The sequence below is a fragment of the Streptomyces sp. NPDC033177 genome (assembly GCF_055577715.1).
This window is the reverse complement of the sequence record NZ_JBVIPS010000005.1, coordinates 122,323-144,837: the sequence shown is the minus strand read 5'-3', so window position 1 is coordinate 144,837 and position 22,515 is coordinate 122,323. Positions and strand designations below refer to the sequence as shown.

Here is a 22,515-nt window from a genome sequence, read left to right as displayed (position 1 = left end):
CGGGGACCGCTGCGTGTACTCCTACGCGTAGAGCGAACTAGCCTTCGCGCTAGCGGAGTTGTCGAACAAGGTGTGGACCGGGAGCGCGCGTCCCGGCTCCGCCCACCCAGAGGAAGCCGACGTCACATGACCGCCCACACCGTCGAGTACATCCGTTACCGCATACCGCCCGAGCGCTCCCCGGAGTTCCTCTCCGCGTACACGCGCGCCGCCGTCCCTCTCGCGGCGGCCCCGCAGTGCATCGACTATGAACTGACGCGCTGCGAGGAGGACTTCGAGCACTTCGTCCTCCGCATCACCTGGACCTCCACCAAGGACCACATGGAGGGCTTTCGGCGCTCGGAGCTCTTCCGCGACTTCTTCGAGGAGATCCAGCCGTACGTCGAGAACATCGAGGAGATGCGCCACTACACACCCACGACCGTGCGCGGCACCGGTTCCTCCACGCCGACCCTGTACGCATGGGCCGGCGGCGAGGAGAACTTCGAGCGCCTGACGGAGATCTTCTACGAGAAGGTCCTCAAGGACGAGCTCCTGGCCCCGCTCTTCGAGGGGCTGCCCGCCGAGCACGCCCGGCACGTCGCCCAGTGGCTCGGCGAGGTCTTCGGCGGCCCGGCGACGTACTCGCAGGAGCACGGCGGCCACGCCGAGATGGTCGGCAAGCACCTGGGCAGGGGCATCACCGAGCCCCAGCGGCGCCGCTGGGTCAACCTCATACAGGACGCGGCGGACGACGCGGACCTGCCGACGGACGCCGAGTTCCGCTCCGCCTTCGTCGCCTACATCGAGTGGGGAACCCGCCTCGCGGTCTACTTCTCCGGCCCCGACGCGAGCCGCCCCACCGACCAGCCGGTGCCGCTGTGGAACTGGGGCGCGGCGCCCCCGCACCAGCCGTGACGGGGGCGGCGCCGGGGGTTACTGCTTCCCGGCGCCCGCCGCCCCGGTGCGTGTCGCGTCCGCGCCCCAGCTGGCCAGCAGCCGCAGCGCCTCGGCCGACGCCGAGTCCGGCTCCGCGTGGTACGTCATCAGTGACTGATCGTGGTCGTCCGGCAGTCGCAGCGTCTCGAACGACAAGGTCAGATCGCCCACCAGGGAATGGTGCAGGTGCTTGACGCCGTGGCCCTTCTCCCGCACGTCATGCGTGGCCCACAGGCTCCGGAACTCCTCGCTCTTCACGGAGAGCTCACCCACCAGGGCCGAGAGCAGCGGGTCGTTCGGATAGCAGCCCGCGTCCATCCGCAGATAGCTCACGATGTCCGACGCCTTCTGCTCCCAGTCCCGGAACATCACGCGCGACTCGGGCCGCAGAAAACAGATCCGCGCCCAGTTGCGCTCCTCCGGCGCCAGCGCTCCCCAGTCGCCGAAGAGCGCCGCGGCCATGCGGTTCCAGCCGAGGATGTCCGTGCGGCGGCCCGCCACATACGCGGGGATGCCGTCCATCGCGTCCATGAGCTGGAGCAGCGCAGGCCGTACGCGCTGCGGGCGGACCGCGCGCTTCTTCTTTTGCTGCGTCGGCTTGGCCAGGTGCGTCAGATGGGCGTGCTCGGCGTCCGTGAGGCGCAGGGCACGGGCGATCGCGTCCAGGACCTCGCCCGAGACATTGCGGCCGTTGCCCTGCTCAAGCCGGGTGTAGTACGCCACGGACACCCCCGCGATCTGCGCGAGCTCCTCACGGCGCAGCCCCGGCACCCGCCGGTGCCTCCCGAAGTTCGGCAGGCCGACGTCCTCCGGCTGCAGCCGGGCCCTGCGGGTGCGCAGGAACTCGCTGAGCTCGGCCCGGCCGTCGAGGGGCTCGGGGGCGGGGGAGTGCGCGGCCTGATCGTCCATGCTTCCCAGTATCAGGGCTCGCGGACGCGGCAGCCTGTCCCCGCCAGTAGTAGGACCACTGGACGTAGGCAGAGCCGTGACCTGGGTAGATGCTCGCGAGGCTGGCACGGTGGAGTGCATGACCGCACAGACCAGCACCACCACCGTTTCCGCCTACGCCGCACCGTCCGCCAAGGCCCCCCTGGAGCGGACCACCGTCCCGCGCCGCCCGGTGGGCGAGACCGACGTACTGATCGACATCAAGTACGCCGGCATCTGCCACTCGGACATCCACCAGGCCCGCGACGGCTGGGGTGAGGGCATCTTCCCGATGGTCCCGGGCCACGAGATCGCCGGTGTCGTCACCGAGGTCGGCTCCGCCGTCACCAAGTTCGCCGTCGGCGACCGCGTGGGCGTCGGCTGCATGGTCGACTCCTGCCGCGAGTGCGATAACTGCAAGGCGGGACTCGAGCAGTACTGCGACAAGGGCAACGTCCAGACGTACAACGCCCTCGGCAAGGACGGCGAGCCGACCTACGGCGGCTACTCCTCGCACGTCGTCGTGGACGAGGCCTTCACCCTCCGCATCCCCGACGGCCTCTCCCTCGACGTCGCTGCGCCCCTGCTGTGCGCCGGCATCACCACGTACTCCCCGCTCCACCGCTGGAACGCGGGCCCCGGCAAGAAGATCGCCGTCGTCGGCCTGGGCGGTCTCGGCCACATGGCCGTCAAGATCGCGCACGCCATGGGTGCCGAGGTCACCGTCCTCTCGCAGTCCCTGCGCAAGAAGGACGACGGTCTGCGCCTGGGCGCCGACCACTACTACGCGACCAGCGACGAGGCCACCTTCGAGCAGCTCACGGGCTCCTTCGACCTGATCCTCTCGACGGTCTCCGCGCCGCTGCCGCTGGACAAGTACCTGGGCCTGCTGCGCCCCGAGGGCGCCTTCGTGAACGTCGGCGCACCCGAGGAGCCCGTCTCGCTCAACCTGTTCTCCGTGATCGGCGGCGGCAAGACCCTCGCCGGCTCCATGATCGGCGGCATCCGGGAGACCCAGGAGATGCTGGACTTCTGCGCCGAGCACGGCCTGGGCTCCGAGATCGAGCTGATCGAGGCGAGCCAGATCAACGAGGCGTACGAGCGTGTCCTCGCCAGCGACGTGCGCTACCGCTTCGTGATCGACGCGGCGACCATCTGAGCCGTTCGTGGCCGGAACCCGCCTCGGGCCGCGGGCCTAGGACCCATTGCGCACCAGGTGGGGGCCTGGTGGCGGATGCCGGGCGGGTGACCCGTACCTAGTGTGGTGGGTGTCCACGGGCACCCACCACACTAAGTACGGGAAGAGGTCGCACGATGTCCATCTCGCTCAACCACACCATCGTCACCGCGAAGGACAAGAAGGCCTCCGCTCAGTTCCTCGCCGACATCCTCGGCCTCGAAGTGAGCCCGCAGTACGGCCCGTTCCTCCCCGTCGAGATCCCGAACGGCGTCACGCTGGACTACATGGAGAGCGGCGGCGGAGCGATCACGCCCCAGCACTACGCCTTCCTGGTCTCCGAGGACGAGTTCGACACCATCTTCGGGCGGATCAAGGACGCGGGGCTCACCTACTGGGCCGACCCGGGCCACACGGCCGTGAACGAGATCAACACCAATGACGGTGGCCGGGGCGTCTATTGGGAGGACCCGGACCGCCACAGCCTGGAGATCCTCACGAGGCCGTACGGCAGCGGAAGCTAAGCCCGCTTCAAGGCGCTTCAAGCTGTTTCAAGCCGCTTCAAGCCCGCGCTCCTCCGCCAGGAAGCCGAGCACGAGCGGCGTCGCGACCTCCGCGAACTCCTCGAAGTACGCATGCCGCGCACCGGAGATGAGCCGCATCCGGGCCCCGCGGATGCGCTCCGTGAGCAGGGGCGCGTTGGCGGCCGGGTTGAACACGTCGTCGCTGCCGTGCACGACGAGCGTCGGCGCCGTGATCCGCGCCAGCGCGTCCCAGGCATCATGCCGGGCGCTGGCCCGCAGATGGTGCCGGCGGGCGTGCGGGGGCATGTCCGGATCGCCGAGGGTGTGGAACACGGGCTTCTCGGGGCCGCGCTCCCGCTCCTGCTCGGCGATCCAGCCCGGCGTGTACATCAGCTCCATCAGGGCGCGGTGTGCCGCCGCCGGATCGCCCTGGGTGAGGGCCGCCCGCACCGCGGGCCCGCGCTCGACGCCGTGCGGCGCCCCCGGCGACGTACAGCCGAGGACGAGCCGGTCGACCCGCTCGGGGTGATCGGCGGCGATCCACTGGGCGACGCGGCCACCCATCGACGTGCCGTACACATGAGCGCGGTCGATGCCCGCGTGGTCGAGCACGGTGACGACGTCGCGGGCGAAGCCGGGCGTGCTGTAGCTGTCGGTGTCGGGGCGGCCGCTCTCGCCCGTGCCGCGCCAGTCGAGTACGACGGTCAGGTACGCGGCGGCGAAGTCGTCCCGCACCGGGTCCCACCAGCGGCGACTGTTGGACTGCCCGCTGAGCAGGACCAGGGGGCGGCCTGAGCCGTGGACTTCGTAGTGCAGGGCAGTGCCGTCGGCGGCTTCAGCGAAGGGCATGGGGTGAACGGTAGCCACCGGCCGTCCGCACCCGGGTAGCAGGCCCTGGGGTGGACAGGCCCTAGGGTGCCGGGATGATCGGGACACCCATCGAGGTACCAGAGGGATTCGCGCTCAGCACGGCCCAGCGGGAGGGCGAGCGGGGGAGGGCCTGGCTCGCGACGCTGCCGGATCTCGCCGACGAGCTGCTCAGGCGCTGGGACTGCGAGCCGACGGAAGCGGTGACGCACGGGCAGGTCGGCATCGTCGTCCCCGTGAGACGGCGGTACGACGGGACGCCCGCCGTCCTGAAGATCTCCTTCCCACACCCCGGCAATGTGTACGAGCCGCACGCCTTCGCGGTCTGGTCGGGTAGCGGCGCGGTCCGCCTGTACGAGCGGGACGACGCGCGCTTCGCGATGCTCCTGGAGCGGGCGGGTACGAAGGCCGGGGCGGGCGGTAGTTCGCCGGCCGGGGGTTCGCTCGCCGACGTCGAGGACACCGACGAGGCGGTGACCGTGGCCGGGCGCCTGGCGCGCCGCCTCGCCGTGCCCGCGCCCGAGGGACTGCCGCGCATGAGCTCGCTCGTGGCCGAGTGGGAGTGCGAACTGCGCGACGAAGACCGGGAGTTGGGTTCACCGTTGCCCGCGCGTGTGGTGGCCGCGGCGATCGCGACCGTACGCGAACTGGGCCTGGACCAGCCGGACACCCTGATCCACGGCGACCTGCACTTCACCAACGTACTGAGGTCGGAACGCGAGCCCTGGCTGGCCATCGACCCCAAGGGCTATGTCGGCGACCCCGCGTACGACTCGATCACCCTGCTGCGCTCCCGTATCGAGCCCTTGCTCACCGCTCCCGATCCGCGCGCCGCCGCCCTGCGCCGCCTCGACGTCTTCGCCGACGCGGCCGAGGTGGACCGTGAACGGGCCAGGCGGTGGGCGCAGGCGCGGGCGGTGACGGCGGCGCACTGGGGACTGCGGCACGGGGACCCCGCGTGGGTGATCAAGGCGACGGAGGCGCTGGCGGAAGCCTTGACGTGAGGTGTGGCGGTCGGGAGGCGGCGGTTCGGGAGGCGGCGGTTCGGGAGGCGTTCGCCGGGGGCGGAACGCTGATCACTGCCCGGGAGGCCGGGTGGCTTCTACCCTGAGAGGGTGAGCAGCCAAGAGCGTTCCCCCAGCCCCGAGCAGGCCCCGAAGACGGAGCGGCACGCGCGCGTCATCCCGTTGCGCCCACGCACAACTCCCGTGACACCGGCGGCGAAAGAGCCCCTGTGGCGGGACGTGGTCGGTGACGTGCTGCGCCGCGAGCGCCTCGCCCAGGAGCGGACGCTCAAGGACGTCGCCGAAGCGGCCCGCATCTCGATGCCGTACCTCTCCGAAGTGGAGCGCGGCCGCAAGGAGGCTTCGTCCGAAGTCCTCGCGGCCGGCGCCCGCGCACTGGGCCTGAGCCTGGCGGACCTGCTCTCCCTGACCCAGGCCGAGCTGACGCGCTGCACGCAGCACACGCAGAGCATGCAGCGCACGCGGTCGACGCGCCCAAGCCAGGGAGACATCCGCCTGGCGGCGTAGGCAGGGCCGGCGCCAGGGCTAGGCGGCGGAGGCGAGCGCCCGCCGACTGAGCACCTCGTCCGCCAGCCCGTACGCCACCGCGTCCTCGGCGGTGAACACCTTGTCGCGGTCCATGTCCGCGCGCAGGGTGGCGACATCGTGCCCCGAGTGCCGGGACAGGACCTCCTCCACCTGTGAGCGGATCCGCAGCATCTCCTTGGCCTGGAGACTGAGATCGGAGACGGTCCCCTGCTGCCCGCCGCTCGCGGGCTGCCCCAACAGCACCCGCGCGTGTTCGAGCACGAAACGCCGCCCTGGGTCGCCGCCCGAGAGCAGCACGGCGGCGGTGGACGCGGCCTGCCCGACGCAGAAGGTCGAGATCGGGGCGCTGATGAAGCTCATGGTGTCGTAGATGGCCATGAGTGAAGTGAAGGAACCACCGGGCGAGTTGATGTAGATGGCGACTTCACGCTCGGGGTTCGAGGACTCCAGATGGAGCAGCTGCGCGATGACGACATTGGCCACGCCGTCGTCGATCTCGGTCCCGATGAAGATGATCCGCTCCGAGAGCAGCCTGCTGAAGACGTCGTAGGCGCGCTCTCCCTGGGGGGTGCGCTCGACGACGGTGGGAATCGTGTACTGGCTCATGTCGGTCAGACCCCCAGTCCCATACGCGGCTTGGAGGCCGCGGGCCGTACATCGGCGAGCGAGTCGAGCACCTGGTCGACCATCCCGTACTCCTTGGCCTGCTCGGCGGTGAACCACCGGTCGCGGTCGCCGTCACGCGAGATGACGTCCTCGCTCTGTCCGGTGTGCTCGGCGGTGATCCGCTCGACGGACCTCTTCGTGAACTCCAGGTTCTCGGCCTGGATCGCGATGTCGGCGGTGGTCCCGCCGATGCCCGCGGACGGCTGGTGCATCATGATCCGCGCGTTGGGCAGGGCGTACCGCTTGCCCGAGGTGCCGACGGTCAGCAGGAACTGCCCCATGCTGGCGGCGAACCCCATGGCGAGCGTCGACACGTCGTTCGGGATCAGCCGCATGGTGTCGTAGATGGCGAGCCCGGCGGTGACGGAACCGCCGGGGCTGTTGATGTAGAGACTGATGTCGGTCCGCGGATCCTCGGCGGACAGCAACAGCATCTGCGCACACACGCGATTCGCGGAAACCTCGTCGACCTGCGTCCCGAGGAAGATGATCCGCTGGGTCAGCAGCTGCGCGGCCAGATGATCATCGAACCGAGAAGAGGGCGTCTCGCCCTCGGAGGCGTGCGGGGCGGTGGGGCCCCGGCCGTTCACGATGATGGGCATCGTCGATCCTCCTGACGGTGGGAGCGGCACACCTGCCGGCCGCTGCCGTGTCCCACCACCTTCGACGGACCACCGCCGCCACGTAAGGATTCTCGGCCTGCGGCAGATTCGCTGACGGCAGAGGGCGCACGGAGGAAGGGTGCCGGCCACGGACATTCTCGGTGCGCAGGCGGGCGCTCCCCTTCTAGGGTTTGCGTGCCCGTTGGTGTAGGTCACGCACCACTTCGAGGAAGACCGGGCGCAATGTGTTTCTCGTCCTGCCGCGGGTCTTGACGGCGTGACAGTTCGGGCACAGGGCGATCATCTGGGTCGGGTGATCGCGGCCCGCTCCCGCGATCTCCACGATGTGGTCGACCTCCAGTATCGGATCGCCCGAGTCCGTCACGTCGTCGGGCTGCCCACCGCACGCGGGGTTCTCGCAACGCCCCTTGCTGCGCAGAAGCACTGCCCGCCTGGCCGTTCCCGAACGGATGGGGTCGCGGGAGACGCTCTCGCGACGCCGTTCGGTGCCGTGAGTCTCCTCCCGCCGCTCCACAACCGCGCACAGCCTTTCGTATTGCGCCGCCAAGGTGACCGCGTCCGCCGCGGGAAAGGGCACGGAGGCGCCTCGCGTCCCGCCGCGCCGGTCGTCGGCCACCGACTCGTCGTACAGGCCCACTTCGGTGAGGAGCGGAACCTCGTCGAGGTCCGCGAAGAAGCGATCGGTGATCGTCTGGATCACGGTGACGCGGGCCTGCCCGGAGGTCCGCATGAGGTCGTACGCCGTTGGGGCCAGGCCCCCGTCCGGCCGTCGTTCGGCGAACCACCGGCGGGGCACGGCATCGCCGTGGGCTGGCGGGACGGCGCCCTCATGACCGTGGAGAGTCCAGAGTCCGGCGTGGTGGAGAGCCAGGACAGGGTAGTCGGGGCGGGGACGCTCGCCCCGGACGCCGTACTTCTGCAGCAGGCCGCTCAGGGCCGCGCTCGTCTCGCCCCAGGGCAGCGTGCGTGCCTCGCCACGGAACGCTCGTCCGATCGCCCACAGAAGGGTGATCGGCTGGTAGAGGCGGGGGCCTGTCTCCGCACGGGCCACACGGAGTCGGGCGATGCGGTCGATGAAGCCGTCAGGGGTGGCATCGACTGGTGCTTCCCCTGACACCACCTGGAACCCCAGAGCACCGAGCAGCTTCACGGCATGATCCCGGCCACCGGAGAACTCCGAAGCCGTCAGCGGAAGTTGCCCTTCCAGGTAGCCGTGGGCGGCGCCGACGATGGCCTTGGAGTCGTAGTGGCGACCGTCGACGACGAGGAAATAGGCACGGGAGGGCTTGAAGCCGTAGCGGCGCAGGAAGGCGCTCTGCCCGTCTCGGTCGAACTCCTCGACGGCTTGCAGAACTTCCCGTCTGCCTATGTCGCTCAGAGCCATGCCGCCCAGGATAGGCCGGGGCGGCACCGTCACGTCCCACCGGCAGCCCCGCGAGTAGCCGAGCGAGGGAGCCGTTTCGCCCTCAGCCGTCGGATGGTGCAGGGGCGATCCCCGTAGGGCAAGCCCGCCCCCAGTTCGTCTCCGACGGGCTGGCCAACTGCACGCCCGTGCCGCCGATTCCGCAGTAGCCGTCGGGGTTCTTGTCCAAGTACTGCTGGTGGTAACCCTCCGCCGGCCAGAACGGGCGGGGGGACGCCGGGAGGATCGTTGTCGTGATCGTGCCGAGGTTCGCCGCGGTGAGGACCTGCTGGTACGCGTCCAGGGAGGCCACGGCCGCGGCCTCCTGGTCGGCGGAGTGGGTGTAGATCGCCGAGCGGTACTGGGTGCCCACGTCGTTGCCCTGGCGGAAGCCCTGGGTGGGGTTGTGGGACTCCCAGAAGAGCTTCAGGAGTTCGGCGTACGAGACGACCGTCGGGTCGAAGACGACGCGGACCACCTCCGCGTGGCCGGTCAGGCCCGAGCAGACCTCCTCGTACGAGGGGTTCTCCGTGGAGCCGCCCTGATAGCCGACGTACGTCGTCCAGACGCCCTCGGTCTGCCAGAACTTGCGCTCGGCGCCCCAGAAACAGCCGAGACCGAAGTCCGCGATCTCCAGGCCGTCGGGGTAGGGGCCCAGGAGCGGGTTGCCGAGGACCGTGTGGCGGGACGGGACCTCGAATTCGGGGGTCGCGCGGCCCTTGAGGGCCTGCTCGGGGGTGGGGAGCTCGGGCGTGCGGCCGAAGAGCATGGGGGCTTTCCTCCTGGAGGCGGGGCGGGGCGGGGCGGGGCGGGGCGGGGGCGGGGGCGGGTGTCGTCGGGCGGGTGTGGGCGGGCGGCTACTGGTTCAACGTGCCTGGGCGCAGTCGCATTCCTCCGCCCGGACCACCCGCACGCCTCAGTGCGACAGCGTCGCGGGGCTTCCGCCGTTCGCCTCGTAGCCCGCGACCGCGAGCGCGCGGTACACCGCGTAGTCCGCGGCCGGGTCGAGGGAGACCGTCCAGGGCAGGGCGCCCACGTGGCCGTCCACGTGGATCAGCTGGTTCATCGCCTCGCCCCAGCGCTCGCTGCGGACCAGGAAGAAGACCAGGAGATGCCGCACGTGCGCCAGCATCGGGTCGTTGGGACGGGCCGAGTGCACTGCGTAGAGCGCGCCCTCCACGGCCTTGGTGACTACCTCGCTCTCGTAGAACCCGCGGACGAGGTTCACCTCGGGAAGGTGCTCGTACACCGCGAACAGGGGCGTCGCGGACAGGAGGGAGCCCTTGGGCGCGCGGGCCGCCGCGGCCTCCGCGAAGTCGGCGGCCAGCTCGCGCGAGCCGTGCCACTTCTCGCACCAGTAGTGCAGGGCCGCCAGATGCGCTCCCATGTGCGCGGGGGCGCGGTCGAGGATCTTCAGCCACAGCTGCTCGAACTCCGCGCGCGGATACGCGAGGCCACGCGCGATCGAGAGCTCGATGATGTACGGGATGGGGTCGCCGGGGGAGAGGAGCGCCGCCTGCGCGCAGGCCTCCTTCGCCTCCTCCAGGATGATCCGGAACTCGTCCGTCCCGGAGGTCGACGACCGCCAGGCCTGCTGGACGAGGAACTCCGCGTGCACCGCGGCACCGCCCGCGTCCTTGGGCGCCTCGGCCCGCCACACCCGCAGCCACTGCCCGCCGGGCTGGTCGCTGACCCCGCCGGGCCGCTGCTGCAGCTCCAGGGACGCCGCGCCCGCGAACGCCTGCACCCGCTGCCAGCGCACCTCGCCGTGCACCTCCGTGCCCGCGAGCAGCTGCGAGGCCGCCTTCCAGCTCTGCGACTGCTGGACCACGTCAAGGACGTCCAGGAGGTCGCGGTCCGGGCCCGGCATGCGGATGTCCAGCTCCTCCTGACGCGCGAAGCCGTAGTCCGCCGGGTCCGCGGCGTCCGGTGAACCGGGCGCGACCTGGCGGATTCCGCCGCGCCTGCGCAGCAGGAACGGGCCGAGCACCGCCCCGATCATGATCGCCGCCATCAGCACCCAGAGAATCTCCATGAGTACAAGCGAACCAGACCGGTCTGACACTTGGCGAACCAGTCCCGAACTCGTCGGCTCCTCCCGCGTCCCGGACTAGGCTCTGGCCACATGAGTGACAGCTTCAGCAGCCAGAGTTTCGAGACCGTCGCGATCCACGCGGGCAACACCGCCGATCCGCTCACGGGCGCGGTCGTCCCGCCGATCTACCAGGTGTCGACGTACAAGCAGGACGGCGTCGGCGGTCTGCGCGGCGGCTATGAGTACAGCCGCAGCGCCAACCCCACCCGCACCGCCCTGGAGGAGAACCTGGCCGCCCTGGAGGGCGGCAGGCGCGGGCTCGCCTTCTCGTCGGGTCTCGCCGCGGAGGACTGCCTCCTGCGTACGCTGCTCGCTCCCGGCGACCACGTGGTCATCCCGAACGACGCGTACGGCGGCACGTTCCGGCTCTTCGCGAAGGTCGTCTCCCGGTGGGGCGTGGAGTGGTCGGTCGCCGACACCTCCGACCCGGCGGCGGTACGGGCCGCGGTGACCGACCGCACGAAGGCGATCTGGGTGGAGACCCCCTCCAACCCGCTGCTCGGCATCACGGACATCGCCGCCGTCGCGCAGGTCGCCAAGGAGACGGGGGCGCGGCTCGTCGTCGACAACACCTTCGCGAGCCCCTACCTCCAGCAGCCGCTCGCGCTCGGCGCGGACGTCGTCGTGCACTCCCTGACGAAGTACATGGGCGGGCACTCGGACGTGGTGGGCGGCGCGCTGGTGGTCAGTGACCCTGAGCTGGGCGAGGAGCTGGCGTACCACCAGAACGCGATGGGCGCGGTGGCCGGGCCCTTCGACGCGTGGCTGGTCCTGCGCGGCATCAAGACGCTGGCCGTCCGGATGGACCGGCACAGCGAGAACGCGACGAAGGTCGCCGAGATGCTGTCGCGGCACGCGCGCGTGACGCGTGTTCTCTACCCGGGTCTTCCGGAGCACCCCGGTCACGAGACCGCGGCCAAGCAGATGAAGGCGTTCGGCGGGATGGTGTCCTTCCAGGTCGCCGGGGGCGAGGAGGCCGCGGTGGCCGTCTGCGACCGGGCGAAGCTGTTCACCCTGGGGGAGTCGCTCGGCGGCGTGGAGTCCCTGATCGAGCACCCGGGGCGGATGACGCACGCCTCGGTGGTGGGCTCGGCCCTGGAGGTGCCGGCTGACCTGGTGCGGCTCTCCGTGGGCATCGAGTCCGCGGACGACCTGCTGGCCGATCTCCAGCAGGCGCTGGGCTAGTCACCAACGGGTGAGCGGTGGAGTCGTCTCCGACGGCGGCTCCACCCAGGGCTGCTCGACCGACGCCCACACGACGAAGACGACCGCCGCCACGAGCAGCATGAGCCACAGCAGCCGGCGCAGCGCCCTTCTGCGGCGCAGCATGCGTCCGCCGCGGCGGACGGCTTCCTCGTACAGCTCGGGCGGGGCCGACGGGGGCGTGCCGTCGTCCAGGAGGTGGCGGACCTCGCCCACCTTGCGGTCGTATTGGTTCATGACGGGGCCGCCTCCCCCAGGGGGGCGGTCGGTGCCGGGCCGCGCGGCGGGTGGAGCACCGTCTCCATGGCGCGGGCGCAGATCGTCTCCACGCGGTCGGCGGGCAGGCCGAGCAGCGCCGCCGTCTGTTCCTCTGCGACGCCCTCGTAGAGCCGCAGCACGAGGATCAGCCGCTCCTGGGGGGTGAGGCGGGCCAGGACGCCGCCGTGGCTGCGGTGGCGGCGCCAGGCGCCGCGCGCGAAGCGGATGGCGAGCTGCTGGCGGGTGCGGTCGTACGGGTCCTCGCCGCGCATCCGGTGCCAGGTCGCGTACGAATGCGCGAGGGACGCGGTCAGCAGGGCACGCGCGCGTGGGTTGGCGTCCGGGGGCTCGGTGGTGAGCAGCGTCGCGGCATGCAGCAGCCGCCCTGCCGCGCCCGCGACGAACGCCTCGAACTCCCGGGCCCGGCGGGCGTCCACAAACGCCTGCCGTTCGCGCACCGCGCCTCCCGCCTGGAGGGACCGGGCCCCCCGGTCTCATATGAGGCCAGGCACCTGGGCCAGGTCAAGAGGCGGGAACCCCCGGAGCGATCGGACCGGGGAGGACTCAGGCCCAGGACTCGGGGTCAGGACTCAGGCGCGTCCGGAGCCGACTGTGAGGTCTGGCGGGCGGAGAGCGCTGAATTGAAGCGTGTGAGGAGCGTGCAGAAGCTTTCGCGCTCCTCCGGGGACCAGTCACCGGTGAGCTCGGCCATGAGGTCACGCCGGGACGAGCGCACCTCGTTCAGGCGGGCCTCGCCGCGCGGCGAGAGCTGGAGCACCACGGCACGGCCGTCCTCGGGGTGCGAGGTGCGCTTGACGAGGCCCGTGTCGACCAGCGGGGCGACCTGCCGGGTGACCGTCGAGGAGTCGATGCCCATGCTCGCCGCGAGCGCCTTGACGCCCATCGGCCCTTCCTTGTCGAGGCGGTTGAGCAGGAGGTACGCGGCGCGGTCCATGGAGTTGCGGACCTGTCCTACGCCGCCGAGGCGCGTCTGCTCCGCACGGCGGGCGAACACGGCCACCTGGTGCTGCAGCGTGTCGAGGAGGCCGGGATCGCTGGCGGTCGTCATGTCCGGAGTTGTGGGCATGGCCGGGGGCTCACTTCATGCGAGGGCGATGGGGTTGGGGGACAGGGTACGCGGCCGGGACGCGGGGCGTACCAGCGCTGCGCAAACCAGTCTCGCCCCGTGGTCACCGCAGGAGGACACCGGTGTGAACTGGGAGACTGGCAGTCATGAGCTACCGCACGCGTCACTCCTTGCCTTCGGTCACCCTCGACGATGTGCGCGGCGCCCAGAAGATGCTCTCGGGTGTGTCCAGGATGACGGCGATGGAAGGCAGCAGGCACCTGTCGCGCCTCGTGGGCTCGCCGGTGCACTTCAAGTGCGAGAACCTCCAGCGGACGGGCTCCTTCAAGCTGCGCGGCGCGTACGTACGCATCGCCGGCCTGCTGCCCGAGGAGCGCGCGGCCGGTGTGGTCGCCGCGAGCGCGGGCAACCACGCGCAGGGCGTGGCCCTCGCGTCCTCGCTGCTCGGCGTGCGGTCCACGGTCTTCATGCCGGTGGGCGCGCCGCTGCCCAAGGTCGCGGCCACCCGGGAGTACGGCGCGGAGGTGCGGCTGCACGGTCAGGTCGTCGACGAGACGCTGGCCGCGGCCCAGGAGTACGCGCAGGAGACGGGCGCGGTGTTCATCCACCCCTTCGACCACCCCGACATCATCGCGGGGCAGGGCACGGTGGGCCTCGAGATCCTGGAGCAGTGCCCTGAGCTGCGCACCCTGGTCCTGGGGGTCGGCGGCGGCGGGCTCGCGGCGGGCATCGCGGTGGCCGTGAAGTCGCTGCGACCGGACGTCAAGGTGATCGGTGTGCAGGCGGCGGGTTCCGCGGCATACCCCCCTTCGCTCGCGGCCGGGCACCCGGTGTCGATCGACAACCCGGCGACGATGGCGGACGGCATCAAGGTCGGGCGTCCCGGCGACGTTCCGTTCAAGATCATCGATGAGCTTCTCGACGACGTGGTGACCGTCTCGGAGGACGAGCTGTCCAGCGCGCTGCTGCTCTGCCTGGAGCGGGCCAAGATGGTCGTCGAACCGGCGGGCGCGAGCCCTGTGGCGGCGCTTCTGAGCAGGCCGAGGGATTTCGAGGGCCCGGTGGTCGCGCTCCTGTCGGGCGGCAACGTCGACCCGCTCCTGATGCAGCGGATCCTGCGCCACGGCATGGCTGCGGGCGGCCGCTACCTGTCGCTGCGCCTGCGTCTCACGGACCGGCCCGGGGCGCTGGCCACGCTCCTCGGGGTGTTGTCAGTGGTCGACGCTAACGTCCTCGACGTGGGCCACGTGCGGACCGATCCGCGCCTCGGACTCACGGAGGTGGAGGTGGAGCTGCACCTGGAGACCAAGGGGCCCGAGCACTGCACCGAGGTGGGTGCGGCGCTGCGCGAGGCGGGTTACACCGTCATCGGCTGACCACCGTCGGCTGACCGCGGCGAAAATCGCCTGCGTCCAGGTGCGGTTGCGCACTATTTTGCGTTGTCCACAGGCTCCAGCAATCCCGTTGTGGAGACGCGATGTATCGCGTTATGGTGTGTCTCACGTCACTGGTCACCGGGCGCTCGGTACCCGGCAAATCTAAGATTTTCCGTAGGAAGTCACCCAAACCACTGGGAGAACCCACATGCCAGGCGCCATCTACGCCGAGGGTCTTGTGAAGACCTTCGGCGACGTAAGGGCTCTGGACGGCGTCGATCTGGATGTCCCGGAAGGCACCGTGCTCGGCCTCCTCGGGCCGAACGGCGCGGGCAAGACCACGGCGGTGCGCTGTCTGACGACGCTTCTGAGGCCGGACAGGGGCCGCGCGGTCGTCGCGGGCATCGACGTACTGAAGGATCCGAACGAAGTGCGGCGGTCGATCGGCCTCTCGGGACAGTTCGCCGCCGTCGACGAGTACCTGACGGGCCGCGAGAACCTCCAAATGGTCGGCCAGCTCTATCAGATGAGGGCGAAGGAGGCGAAGGTCAGGGCGGGCGAGCTGCTCGACCGGTTCAATCTCGCCGACGCCGCCGACCGCCCCTCCAAGACGTATTCGGGAGGCATGCGCCGCCGGCTCGACCTCGCGGCCGCGCTCGTCGTGTCGCCCCCGGTGATGTTCATGGACGAGCCGACGACGGGCCTCGACCCGCGCAACCGACAGCAGCTCTGGGAGGTCATCCAGGAGCTGGTGTCGGGCGGCACGACCCTGCTGCTCACCACCCAGTACCTCGAAGAGGCCGACCACCTGGCGCACGACATCTGCGTCATCGACCACGGCCGGGTCATCGCACGCGGCACATCCGACCACCTCAAGGCGCAGACCGGCGGCGAGCGCGTCGAGGTCGTCGTGCACGAGCGCGAGGACATCACCTCGGCCACGGAGGTCCTGCGCGGCCTCGGCAAGGGCGAGGTCGCCGTGGAGAACCACACCCGCAAGCTCACGGTCCCGGTCTCCGGCGGCGCCAAGCTGCTCGCCGAGGTCATCCGCGAGCTGGACGCCCGCGGAATCGAGATCGACGACATCGGCCTTCGCCGCCCGACCCTGGACGACGTGTTCATCTCGCTGACGGGACACGCGGCCGAGACGTCGCCGAACGGCGAGAACGGCGAGAACGGCGCGACCGGCGCGGACGTCAAGGACAAGGGGGACGCGAAGTGAGCGCTGTATCCGACACCCGGCCACTCCTGGCGCCTCGCCCCAAGGGCGGCATCGTCCAGTCGGCCAGGGACTCGCTGGTCGTGGCCCGCAGGAACCTGATCCGCATGACCAGGATTCCCGAGATGATCCTCTTCGGGGTCATCCAGCCGGTGATGTTCGTGGTCCTGTTCACGTACGTCTTCGGCGGGTCCATCAACATCCCGGGCGCACCCGCCGGCAGCGCGAGCGCCTACAAGGAATTCCTGATGGCGGGCATCTTCGCGCAGACCGTCACCTTCGCCACGGCAGGCGCGGGCGCGGGCATCGCCGACGACATGCACAAGGGCCTCATCGACCGCTTCCGGTCGCTGCCGATGGCGCGGGGCGCCGTCCTGACCGGCCGCACCCTCGCGGATCTGGTGCAGACGGCCGTGACCCTGGCCGTGCTCGCGGCGGTGGCCCTGCTCGTCGGCTGGCGCACGCACGAGAACATCGGCAAGGTCCTCGCCGGCTTCGGCCTGCTCCTGCTGCTCGGCTACGCGTTCACCTGGATCGGCGCACTGATCGGCCTGTCCGTCCGCACCCCCGAGGCGGCCACCTCCGGAGGGCTGATCTGGCTCTTCCCGCTGACGTTCATCTCGAACGCGTTCGTGCCGGTCAACGGCATGCCGAAGTTCCTTCAGTACGTCGCCGAGTGGAACCCGTTCAGTGCCACGGTGGCGGCGGCCCGAGAACTGTTCGGCAACACGATCGAAGGGGTCCCGAAGTCGGTCACCGGAGCCTGGCCGATGGAGCACCCCGTCTGGGCCTCGCTGATCTGGTCCGTGCTCATCATCGTGGCGTTCCGCACGCTCGCGGTCCGCAAGTACCGCCGGGCGGACGGCTGATCATGCGAAAGGCCCCCCGCACGCTCGGTGCGGGGGGCCTTCCGTGTCGCCGACGCGGGCCTCAGGCCTGGTACGGCTTCGCCTGGAGGATCTTCACCGAGGCGAGCTTGCCGTTCGGCAGTTCGTACTGCGCGTCCTCGCCGATCTTCTTGCCGTTCACGCCGCTGCCGAGCGGGGACTGCGGCGAGTACGTCTCGATGTCGGAGCTCGCGTACTCGCGCGAGGCGAGCAGGAACACCAGGGTGTCGTCCTCGTCGCCGTCAAAGGCGATCGTCACGACCATGCCGGGCGCGACCACGCCGTCCGCGGCCGGCGCCTCACCGACCTTGGCGTGCTCCAGGAGCTGGGTCAGCTGGCGGACGCGGAGCTCCTGCTTGCCCTGCTCCTCCTTGGCCGCGTGGTACCCGCCGTTCTCGCGCAGGTCCCCCTCCTCACGTGCCGCCGCGATCTTCGTAGCGATCTCGGTGCGCGCGGGACCAGACAGGTACTCCAGCTCGGCCTTGAGCTGGTTGTACGCCTCCTGGGTCAGCCAGGTGACGTTCTCGCTGGTCTGGGTCACAGGTGCTCCTCGTAGGTACTGGGAATACAAAGCATCGCCCTACCCAGAAGGATGTTCCCTCACGGGTGGGCGAAACCACGAGCCTAACAATTCAGGCGCGTGAGGGGGAGGACATAAGCCGTCAGAAATACGTCGACGCAGGTGGGAGCCGGTACAGACGGGGCGTCGGCCGGTCAGTGTGACGCGTGGGGCCGGCCGAGGCGGGTCGAAGCCAGCCGGAGTCAGCCGAAGTCAGCCGAAGTCAGTCGGAGTGGCAGCCGAGGAGCTCGGCGCTCGTCCCCTGCGCCTTCGTGCGCAGCGTGACGACCTTGTCGATCCGGCCCTCGTGCTGGTCGAAGCGGAAATCCGCGCGGCCCACCTCTTCGCCGTCCTCGGCCTGGGAACGCAGGGTGCAGTAGCCCTTGGCGTCCGCGTCCTTGCGCACCTCCAGGTGCACCTTGACCGCGCTGCTCGAGACGACGTCGAACTTGATCACTTCGCCGCTGACCTTGGTGCCGGAGACGTAGTCGAATCCGAACCAGCCGATCATCGCGAGGAAGAGCACACCGAGGACCGAGCCGATGATCTTCAGCTTCCGGTCCGCGCGCTCGTCGGCCGTGCGCTCGCGGCCGTACCGGCCATCGGGGAGCTTCTCGCTCACGGCCGCCATGATCGTCCTCCATCAAAAGGGGATGCCGGAATTTTCTGCCCCCCGGTTCCGTCACTATAGAAGCCGTTCATTGCGCCGAATTGACCAGGGCGGCGCCGGATCACTGAGGATCGAGTCTTGACTGAGCAGCTGCGACTGATGGCCGTGCACGCCCACCCCGACGACGAGTCGTCGAAGGGCGCGGCCACCATGGCCAAGTACGTGTCCGAGGGGGTGGACGTGCACGTCGTGACCTGCACGGGCGGGGAGCGCGGCGACATCCTCAACCCCAAGCTCCAGGGTGACAAGTACATCCAGGAGAACATCCACGAGGTGCGCAGGAAGGAGATGGACGAGGCCCGCGAGATCCTCGGCGTCAAGCAGGACTGGCTCGGCTTCGTCGACTCCGGCCTGCCCGAGGGTGACCCGCTGCCGCCGCTGCCCGAGGGCTGCTTCGCCCTGGAGGACGTCGACAAGGCGGCCGGCGAGCTGGTCCGGCAGATCCGCTCCTTCCGTCCGCAGGTCATCACCACGTACGACGAGAACGGCGGCTATCCGCACCCCGACCACATCATGACCCACAAGATCACGATGGTGGCGTTCGACGGTGCGGCGGACGCCGAGAAGTACCCGGAGAGCGAGTACGGCCCGGTCTTCCAGCCGCAGAAGCTCTACTACAACCAGGGCTTCAACCGGCCGCGCACCGAGGCGCTCCACCACGCCATGCTCGACAAGGGCCTGGAATCGCCCTACGGGGACTGGCTGAAGCGGTGGGACGAGTTCGAGCGGGTCGAGCGGACGCTGACCACGCACGTCCCCTGCGCCGACTTCTACGAGGTCCGCGACCGGGCGCTGATCGCGCACGCCACGCAGATCGACCCCGACGGCGGCTGGTTCCGGGTGCCGATGGAGCTCCAGAAGGAGGTCTGGCCCACGGAGGAGTACGAGCTCGCGAAGTCGCTCGTCGATACATCCCTCCCCGAGGACGACCTCTTTGCGGGCATCCGCGACAATGCCTAGCGTGAACGTACATCTGGCAATGACGCATCTCGTCCCTCTCGCCAAAGAGGTCGACGATGACAAGGTGACCCCGGGTGTTCTCGGGTTCATCGTCTTCGCGGTGATGGCTGTCGCCGTCTGGGGGCTGATGAAGTCGATGAACAAGCACATGCGGAAGGTCGACTTCAAGGAGCCCGCGGAGGCCTCCTCCAGCGCGACCGCGGAGGGTGAGCCCTCCGCGGCCGAGCCCCGCAAGGGCTAGCCCGCCCTCGCCACCGTCACTCCCATCACCTCTCGGGAGTGACGGTTCGGCACCATGCCCAGGCGCCAGGCCTGCCAGCCCGCCTCCAGGTCGGCACCGCGCTCCAGGAGCAGGCCGAACGCCTCCATGTAGTCGCCCAGCTTGCCGTCGCGCGTCGGATGCCCGGCGCGTGCCAGCTGGCTGAGCTCCTCCTGGGCCACGGCGGTGCCGATCTCCCAGCCGCCGGGCGATCCGTACGGCAGCAGGGTGCAGCGCAGGAAGCGGGCCCAGTCCTCGCCCCTGTGGTCGCCGTACGACGCGAACAGCTCGGCCGCCTCGTCGCACAGGGCGAGCGCCTGCTGGGCGCGTGTGTTCCCCGCGTCCACGACCGCGAGCTCCAGGCACGTCCACGCCTCGCCGTGGGCGACGCCGATGCGCTGGAAGTCGGCGCGGGCGTCCACCAGGAGCTGACGGGCGAAGCCGGAATTGCGCAGCGAGCCCGTCTGGGCGGCGCGCTGGTCGCGGGTCACCCGGGCCGAGTGGTGCCGGGCGCAGGCCAGGCCGTACACGTCCCGCATCCGCGAGAACATCGTCCGTGAGCGCTCCAGCTCGCGCACCGCCTGGTCGAGACTGCCCGCCTCCTCCAGGGCCTGGCCCAGGTAGTAGGCGCTCCACGCCTCGCCGCGCGCGTCCTCGTTGTCACGGTGCCGGGAGACCGCCTGCCGCAGCCCGTCGACCGCGGCCGACGCGTCGCCGTCCACCAGGCGGGCCCGCGCGAGCTGCGTCAGGGCCCAGGCCTCGCCGCGGCCGTCACGTGTGCGCCCGTACAGGTCAAGGGCGCCCCGCAGCTGCTCCTCCGCGCGCGGTACGTCGCCCATGCGCAGGCAGAGCTGGCCGAGCTGGAAGTGCGCCCAGGCCTCGCCGTGCAGGGAGTCGTTCTCGCGGTGCAGGACGAGCGAGGTCTCCAGGAGGTCCAGGGCCTGGTTGAGGTTGGAGCGGTCGCGCTCCACCGCGGCGAGGGCGTGCATCGTCCAGGCGCGGTCACCGGCGAGTTCGTCGGCGCCCTGCAGTTCGAGGGCCTCGCTCAGGCGCGCGGCCGCCTCGGTCAGATTGCCCTGGTGGTGCAGGGTGATCCCCAGCGAACACAGGGCGAGGGCGGCGCCCGCGTCCTGGTGCGCCTCCATGTAGAGGTCGACGACCGAGGTCAGGGTCGTCCGCGCCTGGTCGAGCTCGCCGAGCTGACGGGACGCGATGCCGGTGCGCCACCGCACGCTCCGGGAGAGAAGACCCTGGTCGACGGCTTGCGTCAGCTCGCTGATCTCGCCCAGGCGGTAGAGGTCGCCGCGCAGCAGGCAGTAGTCGCACAGTGCGCCCAGGAGATTCAGCACCGCCTCCTGGTCGACGCCCTCCGCGTGCCGCAGGGCCGCCGTGATGAAGCTCGACTCGTCGTCGAGCCAGCGCAGGGCCGCCTCGAGGGAGGCGAAGCCGTGCCGGTCGAACTGGCCGGCCCGCGTCGACATCTTGCCGTCGACCAGGCGGATCACCGACCCGGCGAGCTCGCTGTAGCTGACGATGAGACGTTCCTGTGCGGCCGTGCGCTCCGCGGGCTCCTCCTCGTCGATGAGCCGGGCGAGCGCGAAGGCACGTACGAGATCGTGCAGGCGGTAGCGGTTGCCGCGCACGTGGTCGACGAGGCCCGCGCGGGAGAGCGCGGTCAGCTGGCGGGCCGCTTCCGTCTCGTCGGCGCCGAGCAGGGCAGCGGCGGCGGCCGCCCCCATGGAGGCGCGGCCGGCCAGCGCGAGCCTGCGCAGGAGACGCCGGGCGGGCTCGCTCTGGTCGGTGTAGCGCAGCCACAGGACGCGCTCCACGGGCGTGACCTTCTCGAAGGGGCCGTACGCGGCCAGGTCGGCGGCGAGCTGCGCCGCCGTGCGCGAGCCGATCGAGGACCCGGCGACGCGCAGGGCGAGCGGCAGTCCGCCGCACAACTGCCGTACGGCGTCGGCGGATTCGGCGTCGTAGGGCCCGGAGGTGTCCTCCGCGGTCTTTCGCAGGAGCTGCTCCGAGCCCGCCGCGTCGAGCGGCTCCACCGGCAGCTGGTGCACCCAGGCGGCAAGGTCCGCCGGGAGTTCCAGGGGCTTGCGGGTGGTGACGAGGACGAGGCTGTCGGAGCGCTCGGGCACCAGGGTGCGCACCTGCTCCGGGTCGCTTGCGTCGTCCAGTACGACGGTGACCGCGAGCCCCGTCAGATACTGGTGGTACAGCTCGCTGAGCCGCTTGACCTGCTGTTCCTGCGAGGAACGTTCACGGAACAGGAGCTGCTCGCGCGGGGCGCCCAATCGATTCAGCAGATGCATGAGCGCGTCCCGCGTGGACAGCGGCTGGGAGCTCTCGCCCCGCAGGTCGACGACGCAGGCGCCCCGGAACTGGTCCCGCAGATCGTGCGCGGCCCGCACGGCGAGCGAAGAGCGCCCTGATCCCGGCGTGCCGTGCAGCACGACGACGGTGGGCCGCGTCTCGGTACTGGCCCGCGCGGCGTGCACCCACTGGGCGACACGCGCCAGCTCCGTGCGCCGCCCGGTGAACGGGCCCTCCGGCTGGGGCAGTTGGGCGAATGACTGCTCCAGTACGGTACGCCTGCGCGCCGCCGCGCTCTTGTCCGTGCCGCGCAGCTGCGGCGAGGTCTTCTTCTTGCCGGACGGGGCCTGCAGTACGCGCTGCTGGTCCAGGAAGGGCCGGATGCCCCGCACCTCAAGGGCGGTGAGCCACTGCAGCCGCAGCTGTTCGGGACCGCCCGGCTGGCTGATGGCACCGGCGCGGCGACTGGCCGCGGGCACGTGGGCGGCGGTGACCTTCAGGACGGTGGTGGCCGCGCCGACGACGGCGACGGCTGCGCCCGCGCCCATGGCGGTCGAGACGCCGGTCCCGAGGATGAGGTCGGCGAGACAGGCGCCCACGGCCGCAACGGCGGCCACCAGCAGGGGAGTTCCCGCTCCCTCTCTGGCATACCGTTGCCCGAAGGAGAGCTGGCCGGCCTCCGCCTCGTCGACTGCCTGCGTATAGGCGGCGTACTCCTCGGCGGCGGTCTGCCCCATGGCGTCCAGGGCGCCCCGGGCCCGCGAGAGCAGTACGCCCCCGTCGATACGTCCGCCGGAGCGCCGCACCTCTTCTTCCACCGCCCGCACCAACAGCCGCTCGGCTTCGGCCCGATGGCTGTCCCGCATATGGCTCCCCCTCCGAGTGCAATGGTCACCTGCGGCCACAAGTGTCCTGCGTACGGGCCCTCGACGCGAGCGAGTCCGAGGATCACGTGGAAGCATCTCCCGT

The 22,515-nt window shown here is 70.5% G+C and carries 24 protein-coding genes; 11 read left to right on the top strand and 13 right to left on the bottom strand.

Translation table 11 applies throughout. The features are described from left to right. Window positions 1–126 precede the first annotated feature (126 nt). Window positions 127–897: a globin domain-containing protein gene (locus ACZ5U5_RS18730; protein WP_469022797.1), complete on the top strand. Its 771-nt coding sequence runs from the start codon at window positions 127–129 to the stop codon at window positions 895–897. Window positions 898–915: 18 nt separating this feature from the next. Here the strand turns inward: ACZ5U5_RS18730 and ACZ5U5_RS18725 are convergent, their stop codons facing one another. Then, the gene (locus tag ACZ5U5_RS18725; RefSeq protein ID WP_469022795.1) at window positions 916–1,827 is read right to left on the bottom strand and encodes a helix-turn-helix domain-containing protein; all 912 of its coding nucleotides are present in this window, start codon (window positions 1,825–1,827) and stop codon (window positions 916–918) included. Between the two features lie 118 nt (window positions 1,828–1,945). On the opposite strand from ACZ5U5_RS18725, the gene ACZ5U5_RS18720 reads away from it, so the two are divergent. Further along, window positions 1,946–3,004: an NAD(P)-dependent alcohol dehydrogenase gene (locus tag ACZ5U5_RS18720; RefSeq protein ID WP_469022792.1), complete on the top strand. Its 1,059-nt coding sequence runs from the start codon at window positions 1,946–1,948 to the stop codon at window positions 3,002–3,004. Between the two features lie 155 nt (window positions 3,005–3,159). Further along, a complete protein-coding gene (locus ACZ5U5_RS18715; protein ID WP_469022789.1) occupies window positions 3,160–3,546 on the top strand; it encodes a VOC family protein in 387 nt (128 codons plus the stop codon). A 27-nt stretch (window positions 3,547–3,573) separates the two neighbouring features. On the opposite strand, the gene ACZ5U5_RS18710 is transcribed toward ACZ5U5_RS18715, so the two are convergent. Beyond that, window positions 3,574–4,395 carry an alpha/beta fold hydrolase gene (locus tag ACZ5U5_RS18710; RefSeq protein ID WP_469022787.1) on the bottom strand — a complete coding sequence of 274 codons (822 nt, stop codon included), beginning with the start codon at window positions 4,393–4,395 and terminating at the stop codon, window positions 3,574–3,576. Between the two features lie 74 nt (window positions 4,396–4,469). On the opposite strand from ACZ5U5_RS18710, the gene ACZ5U5_RS18705 reads away from it, so the two are divergent. Both ACZ5U5_RS18705 and ACZ5U5_RS18700 read left to right on the top strand, forming a co-directional pair. Beyond that, window positions 4,470–5,417, top strand: coding sequence for an aminoglycoside phosphotransferase family protein (locus ACZ5U5_RS18705; RefSeq protein WP_469022782.1), 948 nt, complete (start codon window positions 4,470–4,472; stop codon window positions 5,415–5,417). 111 nt (window positions 5,418–5,528) lie between these two features. Then, the gene (locus ACZ5U5_RS18700; RefSeq protein ID WP_469022780.1) at window positions 5,529–5,945 is read left to right on the top strand and encodes a helix-turn-helix domain-containing protein; all 417 of its coding nucleotides are present in this window, start codon (window positions 5,529–5,531) and stop codon (window positions 5,943–5,945) included. An 18-nt stretch (window positions 5,946–5,963) separates the two neighbouring features. Here ACZ5U5_RS18700 and ACZ5U5_RS18695 read toward each other — a convergent pair whose 3' ends face one another. The 5 genes from ACZ5U5_RS18695 to ACZ5U5_RS18675 form a co-directional block, all read right to left on the bottom strand. After that, window positions 5,964–6,572, bottom strand: coding sequence for a ClpP family protease (locus ACZ5U5_RS18695; protein WP_469022776.1), 609 nt, complete (start codon window positions 6,570–6,572; stop codon window positions 5,964–5,966). A 5-nt stretch (window positions 6,573–6,577) separates the two neighbouring features. Next, the gene (locus tag ACZ5U5_RS18690; protein ID WP_469022773.1) at window positions 6,578–7,234 is read right to left on the bottom strand and encodes an ATP-dependent Clp protease proteolytic subunit; all 657 of its coding nucleotides are present in this window, start codon (window positions 7,232–7,234) and stop codon (window positions 6,578–6,580) included. A gap of 184 nt (window positions 7,235–7,418) precedes the next feature. Further along, a complete protein-coding gene (locus ACZ5U5_RS18685) occupies window positions 7,419–8,639 on the bottom strand; it encodes a phosphorothioated DNA-binding restriction endonuclease family protein (RefSeq protein ID WP_469022770.1) in 1,221 nt (406 codons plus the stop codon). Window positions 8,640–8,721: 82 nt separating this feature from the next. Then, window positions 8,722–9,426, bottom strand: a complete 705-nt coding sequence (msrA, locus tag ACZ5U5_RS18680; protein ID WP_469022767.1) for a peptide-methionine (S)-S-oxide reductase MsrA — start codon at window positions 9,424–9,426, stop codon at window positions 8,722–8,724. A 147-nt stretch (window positions 9,427–9,573) separates the two neighbouring features. Continuing rightward, the gene (locus ACZ5U5_RS18675) at window positions 9,574–10,692 is read right to left on the bottom strand and encodes a hypothetical protein (protein WP_469022765.1); all 1,119 of its coding nucleotides are present in this window, start codon (window positions 10,690–10,692) and stop codon (window positions 9,574–9,576) included. Window positions 10,693–10,782: 90 nt separating this feature from the next. On the opposite strand from ACZ5U5_RS18675, the gene ACZ5U5_RS18670 reads away from it, so the two are divergent. Further along, window positions 10,783–11,937, top strand: a complete 1,155-nt coding sequence (locus ACZ5U5_RS18670; RefSeq protein WP_453452112.1) for a cystathionine gamma-synthase — start codon at window positions 10,783–10,785, stop codon at window positions 11,935–11,937. Here the strand turns inward: ACZ5U5_RS18670 and ACZ5U5_RS18665 are convergent, their stop codons facing one another. The 3 genes from ACZ5U5_RS18665 to ACZ5U5_RS18655 all read right to left on the bottom strand — a co-directional run bounded on the left by ACZ5U5_RS18665 (window position 11,938) and on the right by ACZ5U5_RS18655 (window position 13,300). Beyond that, window positions 11,938–12,192: a hypothetical protein gene (locus ACZ5U5_RS18665; protein ID WP_469022763.1), complete on the bottom strand. Its 255-nt coding sequence runs from the start codon at window positions 12,190–12,192 to the stop codon at window positions 11,938–11,940. It abuts the gene before it with no gap. After that, window positions 12,189–12,671 (bottom strand): sigma factor-like helix-turn-helix DNA-binding protein, encoded by a 483-nt coding sequence (locus tag ACZ5U5_RS18660; protein ID WP_469022760.1) that lies wholly within the window; start codon window positions 12,669–12,671, stop codon window positions 12,189–12,191. Before ACZ5U5_RS18660 ends, ACZ5U5_RS18665 begins: the two co-directional genes overlap by 4 nt. Before the next feature lie 125 nt (window positions 12,672–12,796). Beyond that, window positions 12,797–13,300, bottom strand: a complete 504-nt coding sequence (locus ACZ5U5_RS18655; protein ID WP_365819893.1) for a MarR family winged helix-turn-helix transcriptional regulator — start codon at window positions 13,298–13,300, stop codon at window positions 12,797–12,799. Between the two features lie 146 nt (window positions 13,301–13,446). Between ACZ5U5_RS18655 and ilvA the strand changes: the two genes are divergently transcribed. The 3 genes from ilvA to ACZ5U5_RS18640 all read left to right on the top strand — a co-directional run bounded on the left by ilvA (window position 13,447) and on the right by ACZ5U5_RS18640 (window position 16,764). Continuing rightward, complete coding sequence (gene ilvA, locus ACZ5U5_RS18650; protein WP_469022757.1) at window positions 13,447–14,676, top strand: threonine ammonia-lyase; 1,230 nt, start codon at window positions 13,447–13,449, stop codon at window positions 14,674–14,676. Window positions 14,677–14,884: 208 nt separating this feature from the next. Then, window positions 14,885–15,898 (top strand): ATP-binding cassette domain-containing protein, encoded by a 1,014-nt coding sequence (locus ACZ5U5_RS18645; protein WP_469022754.1) that lies wholly within the window; start codon window positions 14,885–14,887, stop codon window positions 15,896–15,898. Further along, window positions 15,895–16,764 (top strand): ABC transporter permease, encoded by an 870-nt coding sequence (locus ACZ5U5_RS18640; protein ID WP_469022752.1) that lies wholly within the window; start codon window positions 15,895–15,897, stop codon window positions 16,762–16,764. The genes ACZ5U5_RS18645 and ACZ5U5_RS18640 overlap by 4 nt, the downstream gene beginning before the upstream one ends. Before the next feature lie 61 nt (window positions 16,765–16,825). On the opposite strand, the gene greA is transcribed toward ACZ5U5_RS18640, so the two are convergent. Further along, complete coding sequence (gene greA, locus ACZ5U5_RS18635) at window positions 16,826–17,323, bottom strand: transcription elongation factor GreA (RefSeq protein WP_469022748.1); 498 nt, start codon at window positions 17,321–17,323, stop codon at window positions 16,826–16,828. 241 nt (window positions 17,324–17,564) lie between these two features. After that, window positions 17,565–17,972 (bottom strand): DUF4307 domain-containing protein, encoded by a 408-nt coding sequence (locus tag ACZ5U5_RS18630; protein ID WP_469022746.1) that lies wholly within the window; start codon window positions 17,970–17,972, stop codon window positions 17,565–17,567. 117 nt (window positions 17,973–18,089) lie between these two features. Between ACZ5U5_RS18630 and mca the strand changes: the two genes are divergently transcribed. Further along, on the top strand, window positions 18,090–18,971 hold the full coding sequence (gene mca / locus ACZ5U5_RS18625) for a mycothiol conjugate amidase Mca (RefSeq protein WP_469022743.1): 882 nt from the start codon (window positions 18,090–18,092) through the stop codon (window positions 18,969–18,971). After that, on the top strand, window positions 18,964–19,212 hold the full coding sequence (locus ACZ5U5_RS18620; RefSeq protein WP_469022740.1) for a hypothetical protein: 249 nt from the start codon (window positions 18,964–18,966) through the stop codon (window positions 19,210–19,212). Before mca ends, ACZ5U5_RS18620 begins: the two co-directional genes overlap by 8 nt. On the opposite strand, the gene ACZ5U5_RS18615 is transcribed toward ACZ5U5_RS18620, so the two are convergent. Continuing rightward, the gene (locus tag ACZ5U5_RS18615) at window positions 19,209–22,412 is read right to left on the bottom strand and encodes a tetratricopeptide repeat protein (RefSeq protein WP_469022737.1); all 3,204 of its coding nucleotides are present in this window, start codon (window positions 22,410–22,412) and stop codon (window positions 19,209–19,211) included. The two genes, ACZ5U5_RS18620 and ACZ5U5_RS18615, sit on opposite strands and share 4 nt — an antisense overlap. Between the last annotated feature and the right edge of the window lie 103 nt (window positions 22,413–22,515).